At 69.7% G+C, this 24,216-nt stretch carries 19 protein-coding genes and 1 tRNA gene; 15 read left to right on the forward strand and 5 right to left on the reverse strand.

What is annotated here, in order from left to right; genetic code table 11:
* Window positions 1–104: 104 nt before the first annotated feature.
* The 7 genes from ACZYRU_RS10600 to pyk all read left to right on the forward strand — a co-directional run bounded on the left by ACZYRU_RS10600 (window position 105) and on the right by pyk (window position 11,791).
* On the forward strand, window positions 105–1,286 hold the full coding sequence (locus ACZYRU_RS10600) for a substrate-binding domain-containing protein (protein WP_488957046.1): 1,182 nt from the start codon (window positions 105–107) through the stop codon (window positions 1,284–1,286).
* A 6-nt stretch (window positions 1,287–1,292) separates the two neighbouring features.
* Window positions 1,293–1,895 carry a hypothetical protein gene (locus tag ACZYRU_RS10605; protein ID WP_488957047.1) on the forward strand — a complete coding sequence of 201 codons (603 nt, stop codon included), beginning with the start codon at window positions 1,293–1,295 and terminating at the stop codon, window positions 1,893–1,895.
* A gap of 36 nt (window positions 1,896–1,931) precedes the next feature.
* Window positions 1,932–3,122: an Ig-like domain-containing protein gene (locus tag ACZYRU_RS10610; RefSeq protein WP_488957048.1), complete on the forward strand. Its 1,191-nt coding sequence runs from the start codon at window positions 1,932–1,934 to the stop codon at window positions 3,120–3,122.
* A 123-nt stretch (window positions 3,123–3,245) separates the two neighbouring features.
* Complete coding sequence (locus ACZYRU_RS10615) at window positions 3,246–4,034, forward strand: phosphate ABC transporter ATP-binding protein (RefSeq protein ID WP_488957198.1); 789 nt, start codon at window positions 3,246–3,248, stop codon at window positions 4,032–4,034.
* Between the two features lie 179 nt (window positions 4,035–4,213).
* On the forward strand, window positions 4,214–8,779 hold the full coding sequence (gene gltB, locus ACZYRU_RS10620; RefSeq protein ID WP_488957049.1) for a glutamate synthase large subunit: 4,566 nt from the start codon (window positions 4,214–4,216) through the stop codon (window positions 8,777–8,779).
* Window positions 8,772–10,241: a glutamate synthase subunit beta gene (locus ACZYRU_RS10625; protein ID WP_488957050.1), complete on the forward strand. Its 1,470-nt coding sequence runs from the start codon at window positions 8,772–8,774 to the stop codon at window positions 10,239–10,241. The genes gltB and ACZYRU_RS10625 overlap by 8 nt, the downstream gene beginning before the upstream one ends.
* A gap of 86 nt (window positions 10,242–10,327) precedes the next feature.
* On the forward strand, window positions 10,328–11,791 hold the full coding sequence (gene pyk, locus ACZYRU_RS10630) for a pyruvate kinase (protein WP_488957051.1): 1,464 nt from the start codon (window positions 10,328–10,330) through the stop codon (window positions 11,789–11,791).
* 76 nt (window positions 11,792–11,867) lie between these two features.
* On the opposite strand, the gene ACZYRU_RS10635 is transcribed toward pyk, so the two are convergent.
* Window positions 11,868–11,943, reverse strand: a tRNA-Leu gene (locus ACZYRU_RS10635).
* 145 nt (window positions 11,944–12,088) lie between these two features.
* Here ACZYRU_RS10635 and ACZYRU_RS10640 point away from each other — a divergent pair.
* The 6 genes from ACZYRU_RS10640 (at window position 12,089) to ACZYRU_RS10665 (ending at window position 17,776) form a co-directional block, all read left to right on the forward strand.
* Window positions 12,089–12,631: an ANTAR domain-containing response regulator gene (locus tag ACZYRU_RS10640; protein ID WP_488957199.1), complete on the forward strand. Its 543-nt coding sequence runs from the start codon at window positions 12,089–12,091 to the stop codon at window positions 12,629–12,631.
* Between the two features lie 202 nt (window positions 12,632–12,833).
* Window positions 12,834–13,949, forward strand: a complete 1,116-nt coding sequence (locus tag ACZYRU_RS10645; RefSeq protein ID WP_488957052.1) for a branched-chain amino acid ABC transporter substrate-binding protein — start codon at window positions 12,834–12,836, stop codon at window positions 13,947–13,949.
* A gap of 100 nt (window positions 13,950–14,049) precedes the next feature.
* Window positions 14,050–15,051 (forward strand): branched-chain amino acid ABC transporter permease, encoded by a 1,002-nt coding sequence (locus ACZYRU_RS10650; protein WP_488957053.1) that lies wholly within the window; start codon window positions 14,050–14,052, stop codon window positions 15,049–15,051.
* Window positions 15,051–16,256, forward strand: coding sequence for a branched-chain amino acid ABC transporter permease (locus ACZYRU_RS10655; protein WP_488957054.1), 1,206 nt, complete (start codon window positions 15,051–15,053; stop codon window positions 16,254–16,256). The genes ACZYRU_RS10650 and ACZYRU_RS10655 overlap by 1 nt, the downstream gene beginning before the upstream one ends.
* On the forward strand, window positions 16,249–17,067 hold the full coding sequence (locus tag ACZYRU_RS10660) for an ABC transporter ATP-binding protein (protein ID WP_488957055.1): 819 nt from the start codon (window positions 16,249–16,251) through the stop codon (window positions 17,065–17,067). The genes ACZYRU_RS10655 and ACZYRU_RS10660 overlap by 8 nt, the downstream gene beginning before the upstream one ends.
* Window positions 17,051–17,776, forward strand: a complete 726-nt coding sequence (locus ACZYRU_RS10665) for an ABC transporter ATP-binding protein (protein ID WP_488957056.1) — start codon at window positions 17,051–17,053, stop codon at window positions 17,774–17,776. The genes ACZYRU_RS10660 and ACZYRU_RS10665 overlap by 17 nt, the downstream gene beginning before the upstream one ends.
* Before the next feature lie 91 nt (window positions 17,777–17,867).
* On the opposite strand, the gene ACZYRU_RS10670 is transcribed toward ACZYRU_RS10665, so the two are convergent.
* Genes ACZYRU_RS10670 through ACZYRU_RS10680 form a run of 3 tightly spaced genes read right to left on the reverse strand, consistent with a single transcriptional unit; the run spans window position 17,868 to window position 20,220 of the window.
* A complete protein-coding gene (locus tag ACZYRU_RS10670) occupies window positions 17,868–18,629 on the reverse strand; it encodes an amino acid ABC transporter ATP-binding protein (protein ID WP_488957057.1) in 762 nt (253 codons plus the stop codon).
* Window positions 18,626–19,435: an amino acid ABC transporter permease gene (locus ACZYRU_RS10675; RefSeq protein WP_488957058.1), complete on the reverse strand. Its 810-nt coding sequence runs from the start codon at window positions 19,433–19,435 to the stop codon at window positions 18,626–18,628. The genes ACZYRU_RS10670 and ACZYRU_RS10675 overlap by 4 nt, the downstream gene beginning before the upstream one ends.
* A complete protein-coding gene (locus ACZYRU_RS10680; protein ID WP_488957059.1) occupies window positions 19,432–20,220 on the reverse strand; it encodes an ABC transporter substrate-binding protein in 789 nt (262 codons plus the stop codon). Before ACZYRU_RS10680 ends, ACZYRU_RS10675 begins: the two co-directional genes overlap by 4 nt.
* A 215-nt stretch (window positions 20,221–20,435) precedes the next feature.
* Between ACZYRU_RS10680 and ACZYRU_RS10685 the strand changes: the two genes are divergently transcribed.
* Window positions 20,436–21,026: a GNAT family N-acetyltransferase gene (locus ACZYRU_RS10685; protein WP_488957060.1), complete on the forward strand. Its 591-nt coding sequence runs from the start codon at window positions 20,436–20,438 to the stop codon at window positions 21,024–21,026.
* Between the two features lie 4 nt (window positions 21,027–21,030).
* On the opposite strand, the gene ACZYRU_RS10690 is transcribed toward ACZYRU_RS10685, so the two are convergent.
* Complete coding sequence (locus ACZYRU_RS10690; RefSeq protein WP_488957061.1) at window positions 21,031–21,453, reverse strand: hotdog fold thioesterase; 423 nt, start codon at window positions 21,451–21,453, stop codon at window positions 21,031–21,033.
* 41 nt (window positions 21,454–21,494) lie between these two features.
* Here ACZYRU_RS10690 and polA point away from each other — a divergent pair, with 41 nt between their 5' ends.
* A complete protein-coding gene (gene polA / locus ACZYRU_RS10695) occupies window positions 21,495–24,215 on the forward strand; it encodes a DNA polymerase I (protein WP_488957062.1) in 2,721 nt (906 codons plus the stop codon).
* The last annotated feature ends 1 nt before the right edge of the window (window position 24,216 follow it).

Below are 24,216 nucleotides of genomic sequence, written 5' to 3' on the forward strand. Positions count from 1 at the left end.
GAACCTGTCGTCCGGATACCGGGACCCCGGTGCACGCGGGCAACCTGCCCTCTACCTTTCTCGTACTCGGGTAACTCGAGTTAGTTACTACAGAAAGGCCATCCATGTTCACCAGACGGCATGCAGCGGCGACGGCCCTGATCGGTCTGACGACCGCAGGCTCCCTCGTCCTCGCGCTCGCACCTGCCGAGGCCGACCTCGGGCCGCAGCCCAAGGACGTCGTCTCGGTCGGCTCCGACATCCAGCAGAACGCGTTCAACTTCCTCGCGGACGGCTACCACGAGCTCCCGGGCTACAACACCGCCGGCAACAAGTGGCGGTTCGTCAACTTCGACTCGTCGGGCGACGCGAACGGCCGCAGCGCCTACGTGTCGGGCACGTCCACGGTGGCCAACCCGACGATCGTGCTGCGTGCCGGGGCCGACAACGTCACCCGGCCCAGCGGAGGGAACGGCGGACTCAACAACCTGACCCGCGACGTACCCGGGTGGATCGACGTCGCCCGTAGTCCCAACAACCCGACCACCGACCAGCAGACGGCTGCCGAGAGCAACATCCACACCCGCCTGCGGACCGTCCGGGTCGCCCTCGACCGCGACCTGATCGCGACGGCGACCGTCACCAACGCGCCTGCCACGCTGAGCGGCGACGACGTCCTCAAGATCTACGAGGGCACCTACAAGAAGTGGGGCGACATCCCCGGCTACGCCGGATCGGCCCCGACCGAGGACATCATCCCGCTCTACCTGCCCTCGACCGCCGGCATGCTGAGCGTCTTCACCAAGGAGCTCACCCGGCTCAAGGGCTCGAACTTCGCGCCCGCCGCCGGCCTGCGAGTGGTGCAGCAGAACGACCCGACCGTGATCACCGGCCTGACCGACGCCGAGCGCAAGAACGCGATCGTCCCGTTTCCGCGTGGTCGCTTCCGGCTGCTCGAGAAGGGCTACTACGCCGACTCGCCGAACGGCGGCATCAACGCCTACTCCTCCACGCAGGACCGCACCGCGCTCACCGCTGCCGGCATCAAGCTGCTCGACCCGGAGAGCTCCGGTGTGAAGAGCCTCGCGCAGCCGTTCGGCACCGACTTCGCCTACAACGCGGTGTTCCGCGAGTCCGACTACCAGAGTGACGAGCCCTGGCAGCCCGGCAGCACGCTCAACTGGGTGCAGGCGCTGTTCTACAACCCCGGCGGCCCCGAGCCGTTCGTCAACACCGAGGCCGGCAAGGCGCTGCTGCGCGCGGCCGGCGTCGAGCCGGCGTACGACCCGTCCCGCGGCACCCAGTGAGCTGACATGACGACGGTGCTGGACCGACTCCCCACCCGGGCGGCGGTCGTCGTGACGGCGCTCGCCGCCGTCCTGGTCGTCGCCCTGGTGTGGCGGCCGTGGACGGGGCGCGCCGCCGCGGCGCCGTACGACGACCCGGGCGCCCACGGGCGGCTGACGCTGTGCGACTCCGACGGTGACGTGGTCACCGGGGGACAGGTGGACGAGCCGATCGCCGACTTCGCCCTCGGGACCACCAGCCCGGACGGGTACGACGCGCCCGGCGCGGTCGCCACCCTGTTCGCCTACCAGCCGCGCGAGGGCGTGCTGCCCGAGGAGTTCAGCGGCACGCCGTTGACGGCAGCGGCGACCCTGGCCGACCCCGGTCGGCCGGCGGCCCGGGTGACGGGGGAGTCCACGACGCTCGAGTCCTTCACGGCCGCCTTCCCGGCCGGCTGGGACGGTCACGTCCAGCTCCGCCTCCTGGTGGGTGCCCCCGGCGTCGGCACCGACCTCGCGAGCTACGACACCGCCGACGTGCGCATCGACGGCTCGCGCTGGGTGCTCGTCGACGGCGGTCACGCGTCGTGCGACGGCGCCGCCGCGGCCGTGGCGCCCACCCCTTCCTGACCGCGCGCGGTCATCGACGAACTTCGAGGAGACACCATGAACATCCGATCCAGAAAGGCGTGGGTGGGCCTGCTCGGCGCGGCCCTCGTGGCCTCGGCCGCGACCGGCATCACAGCCGCCCGGGCCGACGACCCACCCGAAGCTGCGTGGTACGACGGCGACAACGTCGCCATCGCCGACCCGCTGCGGGTCGCCGACCTCGTCCTGCGCAATGCGGCCGGTGACCCGGTCACGTCCGGCTCGGTCACGGCCGACCCGTTCGTCGCCTACGCGTCGAGCGCCACACCGCTGCGCGCGGGCGACGGCTTCGCGACCCTGTTCGTGCACACGCCGCAGGCGACCACGAACCAGGGCGCCTGGCCGGGACAGCAGCTCTCCGCCACGACCGCCTACCCCGCCGCCGGAGCGCCCGCCCCGCTGGCGGGCACGGCGTACCAGAAGGGCAGCGCTGCGGGAGACCAGAGCCTGGCCGACTACATCGCGGCGTTCGAGAACACCTCGAGCGCGGACGGCCTGGCCGGTGTCTACGAGATCCGGCTGCGCACGTCGTCGTCGGCGAAGGGGGTGGGCGACGCGTACGCCTCCACCTTCGTGAAGGTGACCGGCAGCACCTGGTCGGTCACGACGCCGCCCGTGCTCGGCGAGACGGATCCGGAGCCGACGCAGACCACCGCGACGGTCCCGGCGACGGTGGCCCAGGGCACGCCGTTCTCGGTCGCCGTCTCGGTCACCGGCACGGGCGGCAGCGGTGGCACGGTCTCCGTGACCGACGGCGCGACGCCGCTCGCGACCGGCACGGTCAGTGCCGTCGGCTCGGTCACCCTGCCGATCGGCGGCACCCAGCTGGCGCCCGGGGCGCACACGCTGACCATCGCCTACGGCGGCACCGCCCAGGCACAGCCGAGCTCGACGACCCGCTCGGTCACGGTCACCGCGGCCGCGCCCGCCCCGCCGGCGGCCTCGTCGACGACCCTCGTCGCGCCGAAGACCGCCAAGAGGTCGAAGAAGGTCAAGGTCACCGTGACGGTGTCCCCGGCCGCCACGGGCACCGTGACGATCTACGACAAGGGCAAGGTGCTCAAGCAGGTCGCGCTCGGGGCGGGCGGCACGGTCAGCGTGAAGCTGCCGAAGCTCAAGGCCGGCAAGCACAAGCTCACCGCGTCGTACGGCGGCAGCGCCACCGTGAGCCCGAGCACCAGCGCTGCGGTCAAGGTCAAGGTCTCGTAGCAACCACCGAGCAGGGTGGCCGGACCCGTCCCCGACGGGTCCGGCCACCCGGAGAAGGAGCGGACCGTGTCCGACACCACCACCCTGACCATCCCGGCCGTCACCGACGACGCCGCCCTGCCCGTGCGGCCCGTGCAGCCCGGCCGGCTCGACGCCGACCGGGTCTCGGCCTGGTTCGGGCAGCGCAAGGTGCTCGACCGGGTCAGCATCGACATGCCCGCCGGGCAGGTCACGGCGCTGATCGGGCCCTCAGGATGCGGCAAGTCCACCTTCCTGCGGATCCTCAACCGGATGCACGAGCTGGTACCCAGCGCCTCGCTCGCGGGCGAGGTGCGACTCGACGGCGAGGACATCTACGACCCGTACCGCCGGCTGACCGACGCCCGCAAGGCGATCGGGATGGTGTTCCAGAAGCCGAACCCGTTCCCGGCGATGTCGATCCGGGACAACGTGCTCGCCGGGCTCAGCCTGACCGGCGCCAAGGTGGCCCGCGGCGACAAGGACGACCTCGTCGAGGAGTCGCTGACCCGGGCCGGCCTGTGGGCCGAGGTGCGGGACCGGCTCAAGCAGCCCGGCTCCGCCCTGTCCGGCGGCCAGCAGCAGCGGCTGTGCATCGCGCGCTCGCTCGCCGTACGCCCCCGGGTGCTGCTCATGGACGAGCCCTGCTCGGCCCTCGACCCGACCTCCACCCGGGTCGTGGAGGAGACGATCCGCGAGATCGGCTCGCAGGTGACGATCGTGATCGTCACCCACAACATGCAGCAGGCGGCACGCGTCTCCGACCGCTGTGCGTTCTTCCTGGCCGCCCACGGCACGCCGGGGGTGATCGTGGAGCAGGGGCCGACGGATGTGATCTTCGACAACCCGCAGGACCCGCGCACGGCTGACTACGTGAACGGCCGATTCGGCTGACGGGCCGCCGAGATGTCCGGCGATGAAAACGGTGGGACACAGCGCGTTGACATGCTGCTAACCTGAAGCCTCCGCCGCGTGGGCCAGTGCCGTCCCTTGCGCCCCACCTTCTGTTAGTCCCTCCTTCGGCCCGCGGGGTCGACCGGACGGACGCAGACGTAGTCGACGGGAGAACCCTGGTGCCCTATTCGCACGCGTTCCCGCCGCCCGAGGGTCTCTACGACCCGCGTCACGAGCGCGACGCCTGTGGTGTCGCCTTCGTTGCGACGCTGACCGGTGTGGCCAGTCACGACATCGTGACGAAGGCCCTGACGGCCCTGCGCAACCTCGATCACCGCGGTGCCGCGGGTGCCGAGGCCAACTCCGGCGACGGCGCCGGAATCCTGCTGCAGGTGCCCGACGCGTTCCTGCGCGCGGTCGCCGCAGACGCAGGGATCACGCTGCCGGTCGCCGGCACGTACGCCGTGGGCACGGCTTTCCTGCCCGGTGACGACGGCCAGGTCGCCAAGACCCGGACCCGGATCGAGGAGATCGCCGCCGAGGAGGGCCTGGTCGTCCTCGGCTGGCGCGAGGTCCCGGTCAACCCGGACATCCTCGGCACCATGGCGGTCAGCGTCATGCCGACGTTCACCCAGCTGTTCGTCCAGGCGCCCGGCGGCGCGCTGAACGGCATGGACCTCGAGCGCCTCGCGTTCTGCCTGCGCAAGCGGGCCGAGCACGAGACCGACGTCTACTTCCCGTCGCTGTCGTCGCGCACGCTCGCCTACAAGGGCATGCTGACGACCGACCAGCTCGACAACTTCTTCCCCGACCTGCGCGACGAGCGGATGGCCTCGGCCATCGGTGTCGTGCACTCGCGGTTCTCGACCAACACGTTCCCGAGCTGGCCGCTGTCGCACCCGTTCCGGTTCATCGCCCACAACGGCGAGATCAACACCGTGATGGGCAACCGCAACTGGATGCGTGCCCGTGAGGCGCTGCTGGCCTCCGACGCCATCCCCGGCGACCTGGACCGGCTGTTCCCGATCTGCACCCCGGGTGCGTCGGACTCGGCCTCCTTCGACGAGGTCCTCGAGCTCCTGCACATGGGTGGTCGCAGCCTGCCGCACGCAGTGCTGATGATGATCCCGGAGGCGTGGGAGAACCACACCGAGATGGAGCAGAAGCGGCGCGACTTCTACCGCTTCCACTCCGCCACCATGGAGCCGTGGGACGGCCCGGCGTGCGTCGTGTTCACCGACGGCGCCCAGATCGGTGCGGTCCTGGACCGCAACGGCCTGCGTCCCTCCCGCTTCTGGGTCACCGACGACGGCCTCGTCGTCCTCGCCTCCGAGGTCGGCGTGCTCGACCTCGACCCGGCCACCGTGGTCCGCAAGGGCCGTCTCCAGCCGGGCCGGATGTTCCTCGTCGACACCGAGGAGCACCGGATCATCGAGGACGAGGAGGTCAAGGACCAGCTCGCCTCGGAGCGCCCGTACGGCGAGTGGCTGCACGGCGGGATCATCCACCTCGACGACATCCCCGAGCGTGAGCACATCGTGCACACCCACGCCTCGGTCACGCGTCGCCAGCAGATCTTCGGCTACACCGAGGAGGAGCTGCGGGTCATCCTCACGCCGATGGCCAACACCGGGGGTGAGGCGCTCGGCTCGATGGGCACCGACACGCCCATCGCGGCGCTCAGCGACAAGCCGCGGCTGCTGTTCGACTACTTCAGCCAGCTGTTCGCGCAGGTCACCAACCCGCCGCTGGACGCCATCCGCGAGGAGCTCGTCACCTCGCTCAACGGCACCATCGGTCCCGAGGCCAACCTGCTCGAGCCCGGCCCGGCGTCCTGCCGGCAGATCGTGGTCCCCTTCCCGGTCATCTCCAACGACGACCTGGTCAAGATCCGCCACATCAACCGCGACGGCGACCACCCCGGGTTCCAGACCCACGTGGCCCGTGGTCTGTACGACGTCAACGGCGGCGGCGCCGCGATGGCGGCCCGGCTCGACGAGATCTGTCAGGAGGTCTCGGCCGCGATCGAGTCCGGCGCGCGGATCATCGTGCTCTCGGACCGGCACGCCACGGCCGACCTCGCGCCGATCCCGTCGCTGCTGCTCACCGGTGCGGTCCACCACCACCTGGTCCGGGAGAAGACCCGTACCCAGGTCGGTCTCCTCGTCGAGGCCGGCGACGTCCGCGAGGTGCACCACGTGGCGCTCCTCGTCGGCTACGGCGCGGCGGCGGTCAACCCGTACCTCGCCATGGAGAGCGTCGAGGACCTCGCCCGCGAGCGCTACTACGTCAAGGCCGAGCCGGAGCAGGCGGTCAAGAACCTCGTCAAGGCGCTCGGCAAGGGCGTCGTGAAGGTGATGTCGAAGATCGGCGTCAGCACCGTGGCGTCGTACACCGGAGCGCAGATCTTCGAGTGCATCGGCCTGTCCCAGGCGGTCGTCGACAAGTACTTCACCGGCACCACCTCCAAGCTGGGCGGCGTCGAGCTCGACGTCGTGGCCCAGGAGGTCGCCGCCCGGCACGCCAAGGCGTACCCGCCGGCCGGCATCGCGCCCGCGCACCGCGAGCTCGAGATCGGTGGCGAGTACCAGTGGCGTCGCGAGGGCGAGCCGCACCTCTTCAACCCGGAGACGGTGTTCCGCCTGCAGCACTCCACGCGGACCGGTCGCTACGACATCTTCAAGCAGTACACGCAGGCCGTCGACGACCAGTCCGAGAAGCTGATGACGCTGCGCGGGCTGTTCAAGTTCAAGGATGCCGGCGCATTCGGCCGCACCCCGATCTCGATCGACGAGGTCGAGCCGGTGGCCGACATCGTCAAGCGGTTCTCGACCGGTGCCATGTCCTACGGCTCGATCTCGCGCGAGGCGCACGAGACGCTGGCCATCGCCATGAACCGGCTGGGCGCCAAGTCCAACACCGGCGAGGGCGGCGAGGACTCCGAGCGGCTCCACGACCCGGAGCGCCGCAGCTCGATCAAGCAGGTCGCCTCCGGACGCTTCGGCGTCACCTCGGAGTACCTCACCAACGCCGACGACATCCAGATCAAGATGGCGCAGGGCGCGAAGCCCGGTGAGGGCGGCCAGCTGCCCGGCAACAAGGTCTACCCGTGGGTGGCCAAGACCCGGCACTCCACGCCGGGCGTCGGCCTGATCAGCCCGCCGCCGCACCACGACATCTACTCGATCGAGGACCTGGCTCAGCTGATCCACGACCTCAAGAACGCCAACCCGTCGGCCCGCGTCCACGTGAAGCTGGTCTCCGAGGTCGGCGTCGGCACGGTCGCGGCGGGTGTCTCGAAGGCGCACGCGGACGTCGTACTGATCTCCGGTCACGACGGCGGCACGGGTGCGTCCCCGCTCACCTCGCTCAAGCACGCCGGTGGTCCCTGGGAGCTCGGTCTCGCCGAGACCCAGCAGACCCTGCTGCTCAACGGCCTGCGCGACCGCATCGTCGTGCAGACCGACGGCCAGCTCAAGACCGGTCGTGACGTGGTCATCGCCGCGCTGCTCGGTGCCGAGGAGTTCGGCTTCGCGACCGCCCCGCTGGTGGTCTCGGGCTGCATCCTGATGCGGGTCTGCCACCTCGACACCTGCCCGGTGGGCGTGGCGACGCAGAACCCGGCTCTGCGCTCGCGGTTCAGCGGCAAGGCCGAGTACGTCGTCAACTTCTTCGAGTTCATCGCCGAGGAGGTCCGCGAGCTGCTCGCGGAGCTGGGCTTCCGGTCGATCGAGGAGGCCATCGGCCAGGTCGAGGTGCTCGACACCGTCGACGCCGAGCGGCACTGGAAGGCGAAGGGTCTCGACCTCGCGCCGATCCTGCACAAGGTCGAGATCGCCGAGACGCACTTCCCCGACCAGGACCTCCGCAACACCGGCGGTCAGGAGCACGGCCTGGAGAAGTCGCTCGACGTCACCGAGATCCTGCCCCTCGCGGCGCCGGCGATCGAGAGCGGAGAGCCGGTCCGGGCGCAGCTCACGATCCGCAACGTCAACCGTACCGTCGGCACGATCCTCGGCCACGAGGTCACCAAGAAGTACGGCGGCGCGGGGCTGCCCGGCGGGACGATCGACCTGACGTTCGTCGGCTCGGCCGGTCAGTCGTTCGGTGCGTTCGTGCCCCGCGGCATCACGCTGCGGTTGGAGGGCGACGCCAACGACTACGTCGGCAAGGGCCTCTCGGGTGGTCGGATCGCGATCCGTCCCGACCGGAACGCCACGTTCCGGGCCGAGGAGCACGTCATCGCCGGCAACACCATCGCCTACGGCGCGACCTCGGGTGAGATCTTCATCCGCGGTGGCGTGGGCGAGCGGTGCTGCGTGCGCAACTCGGGCGCGACCATCGTGACCGAGGGCGTGGGCGACCACGGCTGCGAGTACATGACGGGCGGCCGCGTGGTCGTCCTCGGCAAGACCGGCCGCAACTTCGCGGCCGGCATGTCGGGCGGCATCGCGTGGGTCCTCGACCTCGCCGAGGCGCGGGTCAACCCGGAGCTCGTCGACCTGCGTCCCGTCTCCGAGACCTACGCCGCGGAGCTCGAGCAGATCGTCCGCGCGCACTTCGAGGAGACCGGTTCCGCGGTCGCCGAGGCGCTGCTTGCCGACTGGGAGGCCGCACTGCCGCGGTTCACCGAGGTCATGCCGCGCGACTACGCGAAGGTCCTGGCGGTCCAGGCCGACGCCGAGGCCGAGGGTCTCGACGCCGACGCTGCCGCCGCACGAGTGATGGAGGTGCTCCATGGCTGACCCGAAGGGCTTCCTGAAGAACACCCGCGAGGTGGCCGGACGTCGTCCGGTCGAGGAGCGGGTCCAGGACTGGGACGAGGTCTACCCGGGCGGGGTCGGTCGCGCGCTGCTGCCGATCATCAACGTCCAGGCCAGCCGCTGCATGGACTGCGGGATCCCGTTCTGCCACTCCGGCTGCCCGCTGGGCAACATCATCCCGGAGTGGAACGACCTGGTCTGGCGCGACGACTGGGACGGTGCCATCGAGCGCCTGCACGCGACCAACAACTTCCCGGAGTTCACCGGTCGCCTCTGCCCGGCTCCCTGCGAGACGGCGTGCGTCCTCGGCATCAACCAGCCGGCGGTCACGATCAAGAACATCGAGGTCTCGATCATCGACCGGGCCTACGAGTCGGGCTTCGTGCGGCCGCAGCCGCCCGAGTGGCTGACCGGCAAGACCGTCGCCGTCATCGGCTCCGGTCCCGCGGGTCTCGCCGTCGCCCAGCAGCTCACCCGGGCCGGCCACACCGTGGCCGTGTACGAGCGGGCCGACCAGCCCGGTGGCCTGCTGCGCTACGGCATCCCCGAGTTCAAGATGGAGAAGAAGCACCTCGAGCGCCGGCTCGACCAGATGCGCCGCGAGGGCACGGTCTTCCGCTCCGGCGTCGAGGTCGGCACCGGCAAGCTCACCGGTGACGCGCTCAAGGACCGCTTCGACGCCGTCGTCCTGGCCGTCGGCTCCACCGTCCCGCGCGACCTGCCGGTCCCGGGGCGTGAGCTCAAGGGCATCCACCAGGCGATGGAGTTCCTCCCGCAGGCCAACCGGGTCGCGCTGGGGGAGACGGTCGAGGGCCAGATCCGTGCCGACGGCAAGCACGTCGTCATCATCGGCGGCGGTGACACGGGCGCCGACTGCCTCGGCACCTCGATCCGCCAGGGTGCGGCCTCGATCACCCAGCTCGAGATCATGCCCCAGCCGACGGAGGACCGTCCGAACGGGCAGCCCTGGCCGACGTACCCGATGACCTACCGGGTCTCCTCCGCGCACGAGGAGGGTGGCGAGCGCGTGTACGCCGTGTCCACCCAGGAGTTCCTCGGCGACGAGGACGGCAACGTCCGGGCGCTGCGCCTGGTCGAGGTCTCCTTCGAGGGCGGCAAGCTGGTCGAGCACGAGGGCACCGAGCGGGAGATCCCGGCCGAGCTGGTCCTCTTCGCGATGGGCTTCGTCGGCCCGGAGCAGGGTGGCCTGGTCGAGCAGCTCGGTCTGGAGCTCGACGAGCGCGGCAACATCAAGCGCGACAACAGCTACGCGACCAACGTCGACGGCGTGTTCGTCGCCGGTGACGCGGGTCGTGGCCAGTCGCTCATCGTGTGGGCGATCGCCGAGGGCCGTGCGGCCGCGGCTGGTGTGGACACCTTCCTCACCGGCAGCACCCAGCTGCCCGCGCCGATCCCGCCGACCGCGCGTCCGCTGGTCGTCTGACGTACAACGACCCGGCTCATCCCGAAACCTTCGGGATGAGCCGGGTCGGCGTTTTTCACGTTCCAACTGACCGATAGGCTGGGCGCGTGCGAAGAGCCAAGATCGTGTGCACCCTGGGTCCGGCCACCAGCTCGGAGCGGAGGATCCGCGAGCTCGTGTACGCCGGGATGGACGTCGCCCGCCTCAACATGAGCCACGGCAGCCACGAGCAGCACGCCGAGGCCTACCGCCTCGTGCGCGAGGCGTCGGACGCCTCCGGTCACGGCGTCGGCATCCTCGCCGACCTGCAGGGCCCGAAGATCCGCCTCGAGCGCTTCGCCGACGGCCCGGTCCAGCTCCAGCGCGGGCAGCGCTGGACCATCACCACGCGCGACGTCGAGGGCAACGCCGAGATCTGCGGTACGACGTACAAGGGGCTCCCCGGCGACGTCGCCCCCGGCGACCCGCTGCTCATCGACGACGGCAAGGTCCGCCTCCGCGTCGTCGAGGTCGTCGACGGGACCGACGTGGTCACCGAGGTCCTCGTCGCCGGCAAGGTCAGCAACAACAAGGGCATCAACCTGCCCGGCGTCGCGGTGTCGGTGCCCGCGCTGTCGGACAAGGACACCGAGGACCTGCGCTTCGCGCTGCGTCTCGGCGTCGACTTCATCGCGCTCAGCTTCGTGCGCAACGCGGCCGACGCGGAGGACGTGCGCGTGATCATGCGCGAGGAGGGGGTCGTCGTCCCCGTCATCGCGAAGATCGAGAAGCCGCAGGCGATCGAGAACCTCGACGAGGTCATCGACGCCTTCGACGCCTTCATGGTCGCCCGTGGCGACCTCGGCGTGGAGTGCCCGCTGGAGGAGGTGCCGTTCCTGCAGAAGAAGATCATCGTCGCCGCCCGCCGCAACGCGAAGCCGGTCATCGTCGCCACCCAGATGCTGGAGTCGATGGTCACCAACCCCGCGCCCACCCGCGCGGAGGCGAGCGACGTCGCGAACGCCGTGCTCGACGGTGCGGACGCGGTCATGCTCTCCGGCGAGACCAGCGTGGGGGAGCACCCCGTCCACACGGTCGAGACGATGGCGCGGATCATCACCGCCACCGAGGACCACGCCCTCGTCGACGAGAGCTTCAGCCGCTTCGGCCGCATCGAGTGGGACCCCCACACCACCTCCGGCGTGATCGCCAAGGCCGCCGAGGAGGTCGCCCAGCGGGTCGGCGCCAAGTACGTCGTCGCCTTCACCCAGTCCGGCGACTCGGCCCGCCGCCTGGCCCGCCTGCGCAGCTCGATCCCGGTCCTCGCCTTCACCCCCGAGGCCCGCTCCCGCTCCCAGCTCGCCGTCAGCTGGGGTGTCGAGGCCTTCCAGACCTCCACCGTCGAGCACACCGACGAGATGGTCCGCCAGGTCGACGAGGAGCTGCTCCGCATCGGCCGGGTCAAGGAGGGCGACCGCGTCGTGATCGTCGCCGGCAGCCCCCCGGGCATCCCCGGCTCCACCAACGCGCTGCGCGTGCACCGGATGGGTGACGCGATCAACGAGGTGGCGCCGGCGTACCGACGGCCCTGAGGTCTCCCGTCGCACCGGACGAATTGGTCGTGGATCCAGCGGTATCACGACCGGATCGTCCGGTACGACGACCGCGTGGTGCCCCGGGTGGGATTCGAACCCACACTGGATGGTGTTTGAGACCACTGTCTCTGCCGTTGGACTACCGGGGCGGGCGCCGCGCAAAACCGTAGCCGAGACACTCCTCCAGCCCCGCACCGCCCGGCCCGATAGCCTGACCCCGTGACCGAGACCGCGCCGAACGAGCAGCCGCAGCCCCGCACCGTGGTCATCGCCGAGGACGAGACCCTGATCCGGATGGACCTCGCCGAGATGCTGGTCGAGGAGGGGTACGACGTCGTGGGCCAGGCCGGCGACGGCCAGAAGGCGATCGAGCTCGCCGAGGAGCTGCGGCCCGACCTGGTCATCCTCGACGTGAAGATGCCGGTGCTCGACGGGATCGCGGCGGCCGAGGCGATCGCGGGCCAGCGGATCGCGCCGGTGGTCATGCTGACGGCCTTCTCGCAGCGCGACCTGGTGGAGCGGGCGCGGGAGGCGGGGGCGATGTCGTACCTCGTCAAGCCGTTCTCGCAGTCCGACCTGGTGCCGGCGATCGAGATGGCGGTGAGCCGGTTCGCGGAGATCCGCCAGCTCGAGAACGAGGTCAGCGACCTCACCGAGCGGCTCGAGACGCGCAAGGCGGTCGACCGGGCCAAGGGCATCCTGCAGGAGCAGCTCTCGCTCTCGGAGTCCGAGGCGTTCCGGTGGATCCAGAAGACGGCCATGGACCTGCGCATGTCGATGCGCGAGGTGGCCGACGGCGTGGTCGCCCACGGCGTGCCGGGCACGCCCGCCCCGTAAATCGTCCGACGTTCGGGTCCTCCAGGTAACAGATTCGTCATGATTTGTGACCTGGGCCACCGAGTTGCTTCCACCGGCCCGTGCACCGGTGTAGGTTCCCGCGGCAGGACAACTCCGGGGTGGGCACCGCGCCGTCCCCGGCCGACGAGGAAGCGGGAGAAGTCTCTTGAGGCGAAACAAGGTATTCGGTGTCGGCGCTGCGGTGCTGGCCCTCAGCCTGACCGTCACGGCCTGTGGGTCCGATGACAGCAAGTCCGGCGACAAGGGCGCCAAGGGTGGCGGCGACCTCTGCGGCAAGAACATCGCGTTCCTCGGCGCCCTCACGGGCGACGCGGCTGCTCTCGGGCAGAACATGCTCGGCGGCGTGAAGCTCGCGCTCGACGAGTACAACAAGGCCAACGCCGACTGCAAGATCGGCGTCAAGGAGTTCGACTCCCAGGGTGACCCGAAGGTCGCGCCGGGCCTCGCCACCCAGATCATCAACGACGACTCGATCTTCGGTCTGGTCGGCCCCGGCTTCTCCGGTGAGTCGCTCGCGACCGGCAAGACCTTCTACGAGGCCGGCCTGCCGTCGATCTCGGCGTCGGCCACCAACGTGACCATCACCCAGCAGAAGTGGATCACCTGGCACCGCGTCATCGGCAACGACGAGGCGCAGGGCAAGGCGGACGCCAAGTACCTGACCGAGACCGCCGGCGCCACCAAGGTGTTCGTCGTCGACGACGGCCAGGACTACAGCAAGGGCCTGGCGGGCTACGTCAAGGAGGGCCTCGGCAGCGCCAAGGTCGGCGAGGACCAGATCACGGTCGGCCAGACCGACATGTCCGCGGTCGTCACCCAGATCAAGGCCTCGGGCGCCGACGCCGTCTTCTACGGCGGCTACTACGCCGAGGGCGGCCTGCTGGTCAAGCAGCTGCGCCAGGGTGGCTTCAAGGGCACCTTCATGTCGGGCGACGGCTCGGAGGACCCGGCCTTCGTGAAGGCGGCGGGCGCCGACGCGGCCGAGGGCGCTGTCCTCTCCGCCCCGGCTGCTCCGGCTCCGGCGGACTTCAACGACAAGTACAAGGCCGTCGTCGGTGCCGACGCGGGCCTCTACTCCACGCAGGCCTACGACGCGGCGAACATCTTCCTCGCCGCGGTCAAGGACGGCGCGTCCACGTCGGAGGAGATCAACAACTTCATCGGCAAGTACGACGGTGAGGGCGCCAGCGGCCCGATCGGGTTCGACGACAAGGGTGACATCACCTCCTCGACGATCTACGCGTACTTCGTCAAGGGCGGCAAGCTCGACCTCGAGAACCCGGAGGCGATCAAGTGATCGTCGGCGGGTGACCGGACGCGTCATCCGCTGAGCTGCGGCCGGGGGGCCACCGCCCCCCGGCCGCAGTCGAGTCAAGACCGGCGACCAGGGGGACCCCTTGCACTTCGACGTTCTCATCAACAACTTGGCGGCGTTCACCGTTGGTGGCCTGGTGTTCGGCGCGATCTATGCGCTGATCGCCCTCGGCTACACCATGGTCTACGGCGTCCTGCAGCTCATCAACTTCGCCCACTCCGAGGTCTTCATGTACGGCACCTTCGCCGTCGCCTGGGTCTTCGTGTTCTTCCACGGCACCGACTCGGTGACCTGGAGCCTGGGCAAGGCGTTGCCCCTCCTGGCGGTGGCACTCGTCGCCGCCATGGCCATGTCGGCCGGAGTGGCTCTCCTGCTCGAACGGGTCGCCTACCGGCCGCTCATCACCAAGGGCGCCCCGAAGCTGATCGCTCTCATCTCGGCGATCGGAGCGTCCTTCGCCCTCGCCGAGGCGATGGGCCTGCGTGACAAGTTCGCCGGCTGGGTCCACCTCGACGACAACCTCGACAACTACGTCGGCAAGGCCCGTGACGTGTACTCGAACCCGGTCACCATCGACCCGAAGGATCTCTTCGACGTCGGCAACTACACGGTGACCGACATCGACATCGTCATCATCGTCGCCGCCGTCCTGATGATGGTCGCCCTCGACACCTTCGTGCGCCGCACCCGTTTCGGTCGCGGCATCCGGGCCGTGGCCCAGGACCCCGAGGCCGCGGCGCTGATGGGCGTGAACTCGAACCGGGTCATCCAGGGCACCTTCCTGATCGGCGGTCTGATGGCCGGTGCGGCCGCGACCCTGTACATGCTCAAGGTCGGCTCGACCCGCCAGAACGCCGGCTTCCTCCTCGGCGTCAAGGCCTTCACCGCGGCCGTCCTCGGTGGCATCGGCAACCTGCGGGGCGCCCTGCTCGGTGGCCTGGTCCTCGGCGTCGCCGAGAGCTACGGCGCGGCGATCTTCGGTTCGGAGTGGAAGGACGTCTTCGCCTTCATCCTCCTCGTCCTGATCCTCCTCGTCAGGCCCTCCGGCCTGCTGGGCGAGGCGCTCGGAAAGGCGCGTGCGTGATGACTGCAATCAGCAAGTCGCTGCAGGCGGTCGGCTCGGCGTGGGACGGCGTGCTCGACAGGTACGCGGCCCTGCCCAAGCCCCTCCGGCTGGTCATCCTGGCCCTGATCGCCATCTTCTTCTTCGCGCTGCCGCTGCTGCGGCCGCCGATCATCACGACGACCGGCTCCGACTTCGGTGGCGTGATGTTCAGCGTCGCGACGTTCGCCCTCGTCTCGGTGGGCCTCAACATCGTCATCGGGTACGCCGGCCTGCTCGACCTCGGGTACGTCGGCTTCTACGCCACCGGCGCCTACACCACCGGTGTGCTGACGGTCTACCACGGCTCCTGGCCATTCTTCCTGGTCCTGCCGGTGGCCATCGCCGTGACAATGGTGACGGGCGTGATCCTGGGCGCGCCGACCCTGCGGGTGCGTGGCGACTACCTCGCCATCGTGACGCTCGGCTTCGGTGAGATCATCCGGATCTCGGCCAAGAACATCGAGTGGCTCGGCGCCGCGTCCGGCATCAAGGACATCCCGCACCCGCCGAACATCGGCCCGAACCCCGAGGGCCCGTTCGTCGACCCGAGCGAGCGTGGCCTGTTCCAGATCCCACGGCTCGAGTGGGACGGACTGGTTCCCCACCTCGACCACGACCACCCGACGTCCTTCCTGATCTTCGGCTCGCAGGACGCCATTCCCTACTACTGGCTGCTGCTCATCGTGCTCATCCTCGTCGTGTTCGGCGACCGGCTGGTCAAGAACAGCCGGGTCGGACGTGCCTGGGAGGCCACCCGCGAGGACGAGGACGCCGCCGAGCTGATGGGCGTGCCGACCTTCCGGTTCAAGCTGATGGCCTTCGCCCTTGGCGCCGCGATCGGCGGCCTGTCGGGGTCCTTCCTCGCCAGCAGCCAGGCCGGCTACATCAGCCCGGACAGCTTCCCGCTGCTGTTCTCGATGCTGCTGGTCGCCGCGGTGGTCATCGGTGGAGCCGGCAACCGGTGGGGCGCGATCCTCGGCGGTGCGCTGGTGGTCTACCTGCCGGAGCGCTTCCGCGAGATCAACGACTACCGCTACTTCCTGTTCGGCCTCGCGCTGACGACCCTCGCCGTGTGGCGACCGGAGGGCCTGCTGCCGCCCGGCCGCACCCGCCGGGCAAAGGCGGCCGAGGCGGAGATCGAGGCTCTCGAAGAGGGCGAGCTGGAGGAGGACGCCAATGCCTGAGCAGACGACTGAGCAGACGATGGCGGCGTCGGGGGAGCGCAAGGCGCTGCTCGAGGTCGACCACGTGACCCTGCGGTTCGGTGGTCTCACCGCTCTCGACGATGTCAGCTTCGAGATCCGTGAGGGCGAGATCCTCGGCCTGATCGGGCCCAACGGCGCCGGCAAGACGACGTGCTTCAACGTCATGACCGGTGTCTACCGGCCGACGTCGGGCGAGGCACGCTTCGACGGCACCTCGCTGTCGAAGATGAAGAAGCACAAGATCACCAAGCTCGGCCTGGCCCGGACGTTCCAGAACATCCGGCTGTTCAAGTCGATGACGGTGCTCGAGAACGTCCTGGTCGGCACCGACGCCCACAGCAAGGTCGGCTTCTGGGACGCGCTGCTGCGCACCCCGCGGCACCGCCGTACCGAGGCCGCCTCGCAGGAGCGCGCCAAGGAGCTCCTCCACCTGGTCGGCATCACGGCCCGGCACGACGAGCTGGCCGCCAACCTGTCCTACGGCGACCAGCGCCGGCTCGAGATCGCACGGGCGATGGGCACCGGCCCGAAGCTGCTGTGCCTCGACGAGCCGGCGGCGGGCTTCAACCCCGCCGAGAAGGTCAGGCTCATGGAGCTGATCCGCAAGGTGCGCGACGCCGGCTACACCGTGTTGCTGATCGAGCACGACATGCGGCTGGTCATGGGCGTCACCGACCGGATCGTCGTCCTCGAGTTCGGCCGCAAGATCGCGGAGGGCGTACCCGCCGAGATCCGCGACAACCCGGCGGTCATCGCCGCCTACCTGGGAGTGGATGAAGATGCTTCTTGAGGTCGAGGACCTTCAGGTCAACTACGGCCACATCGAGGCCATCCGGGGCGTGAGCTTCTCCGTGCCCGAGGGCACGGTGACCTCGCTGGTCGGTGCCAACGGTGCCGGCAAGACGACCACGCTGAAGACGGTCTCGGGACTACGCAAGGTGCGTGGTGGTGCGATCCGGTTCCAGGGCCAGGACATCACCCAGCTCGCGCCGTACGAGCGGGTGAAGCTGGGGATCAGCCAGTCGCCCGAGGGGCGCGGCTGCTTCCCCGGCATGACCGTGAGCGAGAACCTCGACATGGGTGCCTACCTGCGCAAGGACCGCAAGACCGCGGCCTACCGGGAGGACCTGGACCGGGTGTTCACGCTGTTCCCGCGGTTGAAGGAGCGCGAGAAGCAGGCGGCCGGCAGCATGTCCGGCGGTGAGCAGCAGATGCTGGCCATCGGGCGGGCGCTGATGTCGCGACCCAAGCTGCTGCTGCTCGACGAGCCGTCGATGGGCCTGGCGCCGAAGCTGATCCAGCAGATCTTCACGATCATCACGGAGATCAACGAGCAGGGCACCACGGTCCTGCTGGTGGAGCAGAACGCCGCCCAGGCGCTCAAGCGCTCGCACGACGCCCACATCCTCGAGACCGGCGAGATCGTCCGGTCCGGCAAGGGTGCCGAGCTCGCCGTCGACCCGGCTGTCAAGGCCGCCTACCTCGGTGGTGACGTGTAGCGCGTCCTGCACGACGTACGACGAGGCCCGGGCGGATCATCCGCCCGGGCCTTCGTGTTGCCCTACCGTGCCTGCTGGGAGTCCTGTGGTGTCACAGGACCTTCGAGAGGAACGACTGGGTCCGCTCGTGCTGCGGGTTCGACAGGACGTCGGCCGGCAGGCCTTCCTCGACGACGACGCCGCCGTCCATGAAGACCAGCTTGTCGCCGACCTCGCGGGCGAACCCCATCTCGTGGGTGACGACCATCATCGTCATGCCCTCCTGGGCGAGCTCCTTCATGACTCCGAGCACGTCGCCGACCAGCTCCGGGTCGAGGGCGCTGGTGGGCTCGTCGAAGAGCATCATGTCGGGCTCCATCGACAGCGCGCGGGCGATCGCGACGCGCTGCTGCTGACCGCCGGAGAGATGGGCCGGGTACGCCGACTCCTTCTCCGACAGGCCGACCTTCTCGAGGTTCTGCCGGGCGATCTGGACCGCCTCGTCCTTGCCCCGGCCACGCACGTTGCGCTGGGCCAGGGTGAGGTTCTTGAGGACCGACAGGTGCGGGAACAGGTTGAACTGCTGGAAGACCATGCCGATCCGCGAGCGCATCTCGTCGAGGTCCGTCTCGGGGTCGCAGATGTCGACGCCCTCGATCAGGATCTCGCCGGCCGACGGCTCCTCGAGGCGGTTGACGCAGCGCAGCAGTGTCGACTTGCCCGACCCGGAGGGGCCGATCACGCAGACGACCTGGCCGGAGTCGACGAAGAAGTCGATGCCCTTGAGCACCTCGTGGTTGCCGTAGTGCTTGTGCAGGCCTCGGACCGCGATCGCCGGCGTCGGCTCGCCGTTGGCGAGGTTGGGGGAGTTCATCGGGTCGCCTTCCTCTGCCGGCGCTCCTGCCAGGCCACGAGCTGGGTGATCGGGATCGTGATGACGAGGTAGAGCAGCGCCGCCTGGATCAGGCTGGTCGACGTACCGGTCGACGGGCCCGAGGTCGTGAAGTCGTTGGCGACGTTCGTGAGCTCGCGGCTGTCGAAGGTGGCGCCGGCCACCGAGAGCAGGGCCGTGTCCTTGATCAGCAGCACGAACTCGTTGGTCAGCGGCGGGATGACGACCCGGAAGGCCTGGGGGAGCACCACCTTGAACAAGGTGGCCGTCCCGCTCATGCCGAGCGAGCGCGCCGCCTCGGTCTGGCCCTTCGGCACGGCCTGGATGCCTGCACGCAGGGTCTCCGACATGTAGGCGCCGGCGACCATGATCAGCGCGATCAGACCGGCCCCGGCTGGTCCACCCGGAGGCGTCCAGCCGATGGCGATCGGCAGGCCGAACGCCATGAACAGGATCACGATCAGCGCGGGCAGGCCCCGGAAGAACTCGACGTACACCGTCGCGAGCCAGCGCAGGGTCGCGACCGGCGAGAGCCGCATCAGGGACAGGACGAGAGCCAGGGCAAGGCCGCCGATGAACGCGATCGCGGTGTACTTGACCGTGTTGACCGCACCGATGGTGACCAGGTCGGCCCAGTTGCCGGCGGACCAGCCGTCGACGCCGCCCGAGTTCCAGAAGTTGTGGTGGATCTGCTTCCAGTCGGCGAGCGCGGCGATCGCGACCACGACCACGAGCACGCCGAGGTTGAGCCCCCAGATCGTGAGCCGGCGCCGCGTGGTGCGCTTCACTTCACCTCGAAGTACTTGTTGTAGATCGTGTCGTAGGTGCCGTCGGAGTGCATCTCCTCGAGGGCACCGTCGATGTCCTTGACCAGCTGGCTGTTGCCCTTCTTGATGGCGAAGCCGTACTCCTCGTCGGTGTCATAGGTCTCGACGACCTTGAACTGACCGTCGGTGGTGTGGTCGAGGTTGACCGGGAGGTCCTGCAGCAGCGCGTCCACCTGGCCGGCCTTGATCGCCTGGTACATCTCGGCGTCGCTGGGGAAGGTGGAGATCTCGGCGCCCTTGGCGTTCTCCTCGGCGTACGTCTTGCCGGTGGTGCCGCGCTGGACGCCCACCTTGACGCCCTTCAGGTCGTTGATCGAGGCGATCTTGCTGTCGGCGGCGACGAGCAGCGACTGCTTGGAGTCGTAGTAGCCGTCGGCGAAGTCGAGGTTCTTCTTGCGGTCGTCGGTGATCGTCATCGCGGAGGCGACGAGGTCGCACTGCTTCGCGTTGAGTGCCTGGCCGCTCTGGAGCGCGTCGAACGACGAGTCCTTGATGGTGAGCTTGAGGTCGAGGCGCTTGGCGACCTCGGTGACGATGTCGACGTCGAAGCCCTTGAAGCCCGTGTCGCTGGACTTGTCGAAGTCCTCGAACGGCGGGTAGGGCACGTCCGAGCAGACGGTGAGGGTGTCCTTCTTGATGAGGTCGGCGCCGGTGGCGGACTTGGCGCTGTCCTCGGAGCCACACGCGGTGAGCGCGAGGGTGGCGAGGGCCGTGATGGTGAGGGCGGTGATGCGCGACTTCTGCATGAGCGGCACTCTAGGCCCCGGTAGCCGGGCGCCGCGAGGCTCCGGGAGGCCCGCTTCTGCGGGGAATGCCCATTCCTGTCTCGGATACGAGAACATCGGATGACTGGGGTCGGCTGTACCCCTGTCGGGGCGCCGGACGGTGGGCGTAGTGTGTCCGCCTGACCGTTCGGGACCGAGCGGTCTGCGGCCGGGGGGTCATGGAGGGCAGGGTCGGGATGAGTCGCTACTCGCTGACGACGCGCATCGCCACGCGCGAGGACGCGCCGGTGCTGGCCGAGCTCTGGAGCGACGCCGTACGCCGGGCCGACCCGTCCGAGCAGCTCTCTGACGTCGAGCTGGTCGTCAAGGCCGCCGCAGCCTCGCCCGAGCAGCGCCTCGTCGTCGTCGAGTACGACGGCCAGGTGGCCGGTGCGGTCTACCTGCGGATCACCACGCTGTCGCCGCTCAACCTCGAGCCCTGCGTGCAGTCGATCCACCCGCGGGTCTTCGACGCCTGTCGCCGGCACGGCGTCGGGCATGCCCTGATGGAAGCCGCCACCTCGTTCGCCGAGGAGAACGGCATCCTGCACGTCGTCACCGCCGTACCGCACTCCTCGCGCGAGTCCAACCGGTTCATGGCGCGCCTGGGGCTGGCACCGGTCGTGATGTACCGGATCGCGCCGACCACGCTGCTGCGCAGCCGGGTCTCGCCGCAGCGCCAGCAGACCGGCGTCGACGGCAGCCGCAGCCGGGTGCTCGCGGCCCGTCGCTCGCTGCGCCGGGCGCGCACCGAGCGGCTCGTGCTGCCGGAGCCGGAGCAGGCCTGAGGGGCTACTTCTTGCCCGGGTCGCGCTCGAGCAGCGCGCAGGTGATCCGCGACGTGCACACGCGCCGGCCGGCGTCGTCGCTGACGACGATCTCGAAGCTGGCCATGGTCCGTCCGCGGTGCAGCGGCGTCGCGACGCCCGTGACGACGCCCGAAGTCGCCGAGCGGTGGTGGGTGGCGTTGATGTCGGTGCCGACGGCGAACCGGTCGGGGCCGGCGTGGATCGCCGCGGCGACGGAGCCGAGGGTCTCGGCGAGCACGACCGAGGCACCGCCGTGGAGCAGGCCGTAGGGCTGCGTGTTGCCCTCGACGGGCATGGTCGCGACGACGCGGTCCGCGGTGACCTCGACGAGCTCGATGCCCATCCGCTCGTTGAGCGCGCCCATGTGGGAGCGCATGTGGTCGGCGATCTCGTCGATGGTCGTCATGGGCCGAAACGATAGTCGGAGGGCATCGGTAGAGTCGCCGGGTGCCTCACGACCTGACGGAGACGACTCGCCCGCGACTCCTCCTCCTGGACGGCCACTCGTTGGCCTACCGCGCCTTCTTCGCCCTGCCCGTCGAGAACTTCTCGACGGCGACGGGCCAGAACACCAACGCGGTCTACGGATTCACGTCGATGCTGGTCAACGTGCTGCGCGACGAGCAGCCGACGCACGTCGCCGTCGCCTTCGACGTCTCGCGGCAGACCTTCCGCACGGAGGAGTACTCCGAGTACAAGGCCAAGCGCAACAAGACTCCCGGCGAGTTCAGCAGCCAGCTGCCGCTGATCGAGCGGATGCTGACGTCCTTCTCGATCCCGTTCATCAAGGCGCCCGGCTACGAGGCCGATGACATCATCGCCACCCTGGTCACCCAGGCGCTCGCCGACGAGACCGATCATCTGGCTGGCCTCGAGGTGCTGATCCTCACCGGTGACCGCGACTCCATCCAGCTGGTCACCGACCGCTCCACCGTGCTCTACCCGATGCGCGGCGTCTCCGACCTGTCCCGGATGACGCCCGCCTTCGTCGAGGACAAGTACGGCGTCCCGCCACACCGCTATCCCGAGCTGGCCGCGATCGTGGGGGAGCAGTCCGACAACCTGCCCGGCGTCCCCGGCGTCGGCGCGGGCTTCGCCGCGAAGTGGATCAACACCTACGACGGTCTCGACAACGTCATCGCCCAGGCCGACAAGATCACCGGCAAGAAGGGTGAGGCGTTCCGCGAGCACCTCGGCGACGTGATCCGCAACCGTCGCCTCAACGCGCTTGTCCGCGACCTCGACCTGGGCGTCGTCGTCGACGACCTGGCGCTCAAGGAGTGGGACCGCGCGGCGGCGCTGGAGCTGCTCGACGAGCTGGAGTTCCGCGGCGAGCTGCGCACCCGGATCCTCGACGTCGTCGCTCCCGGCGAGGACGTCCAGGTCGAGACCGGCGTCGCGCTCGACGGCACCACCCTCGGCACCGACGAGGTCGGCCCGTGGCTGGCGGAGATCGGCGACGCGACCGTCGGCCTCTCGGTCCGCGGCGCCTGGGGGAGCGGCACCGGCCGGGTCGACGGCCTCGCTCTCGCCCTGGCCGATGGACGCGCGGCGTACGTCGACGTGGCGTCGATCAGCCTCGCCGACGACACCGCCCTCGCCGCCTGGCTGGCCGACCCGGCGCGCCCGAAGGTGCTGCACGACGCCAAGGGCCCGCTGCACGCGCTCGCGGCCCAGGGCTGGACCCTGGCCGGCGTCGTGGAGGACACCGCGCTGGCGGCGTACCTCGTCGCACCGGACCAGCGCTCCTACGACCTCGGCGACCTGACCCTGCGCTACCTGCACCGCGAGCTCGGTCAGACGCAGGACCCCGACCAGGGTGAGCTGCTCTTCGACGACGGCGACGCCGACCAGGGTGGTGTCGCGAGCAGCGCGATGGTGCAGGCCCGGGCCGCGCTGGACCTGTCCGCCGAGCTCGCCGACGAGGTCGAGAAGGCCGGCGGCCGCGGGCTGCTCACCGACGTAGAGATGCCGCTCGTCGGCGTCCTCGCCGCCATGGAGCAGACCGGCATCGCCATCGACGTCGACCACCTCGAGGGCCTCGAGGCGCACTTCGGCGAGGAGGTCCGCAGCGAGGCGCAGAAGGCCTACGACGTCATCGGCCAGGAGATCAACCTCGGGTCGCCCAAGCAGCTGCAGGTCGTGCTCTTCGACGAGCTCAACATGCCCAGGACCAAGCGCACCAAGACCGGCTACACGACCGACGCCGACGCGCTGCAGTGGCTGTTCACCCAGACCGAGCACCCGTTCCTGCTGCACCTGCTGCGTCATCGCGAGGTGATCCGGCTGCGGCAGACCATCGAGGGCCTGCTCAAGACGGTCCAGCCCGACGGCCGGATCCACACCACCTTCCACCAGACCATCGCCGCCACCGGCCGGCTCTCCAGCACCGAGCCCAACCTGCAGAACATCCCGGTACGCACCGAGGAGGGCCGTCGGATCCGCGAGAGCTTCGTCGTCGGCAGCGGCTACGCGGCGCTGATGACCGCCGACTACAGCCAGATCGAGATGCGGATCATGGCCCACCTGTCGGAGGACGAGCTGCTCATCGAGGCCTTCCGCTCCGGCCGCGACTTCCACGCCGAGACCGCGTCGCGGGTCTTCGACGTCGCGCCCGACGCCGTCACCCCGGAGATGCGCGCCAAGATCAAGGCGATGAACTACGGCCTCGCCTACGGCCTGTCCGCCTTCGGCCTGTCCCAGCAGCTCGGCATCGAGCCGCGCGAGGCCAGCGCGTTGATGGACGACTACTTCGAGACCTTCGGTGGCATCCGCGACTACCTCGCCGGCGTCGTCGAGGAGGCCCGCCGCACCGGCTTCACCGAGACCATCATGGGCCGGCGCCGCTACCTGCCCGACCTCACCAGCGACAACCGGATGCGCCGCGAGGCCGCCGAGCGGATGGCGCTCAACGCCCCCATCCAGGGCTCGGCCGCCGACCTGATCAAGGTCGCCATGCTGCGCACCGACGCGGCCCTGAAGGACGCCGGGCTGGCCTCACGGATGCTGCTGCAGGTCCACGACGAGCTCGTGTTCGAGGTCGCCGACGGTGAGCAGGACGCGCTCGAGACCCTGGTCCGCGCGCAGATGGCCGGCGCCGCTGACCTCACGGTCCCGCTCGACGTGTCCGTCGGCACCGGCCGGTCCTGGCACGAGGCCGCGCACTGAG

The organism is Nocardioides sp. F233 (assembly GCF_057813895.1).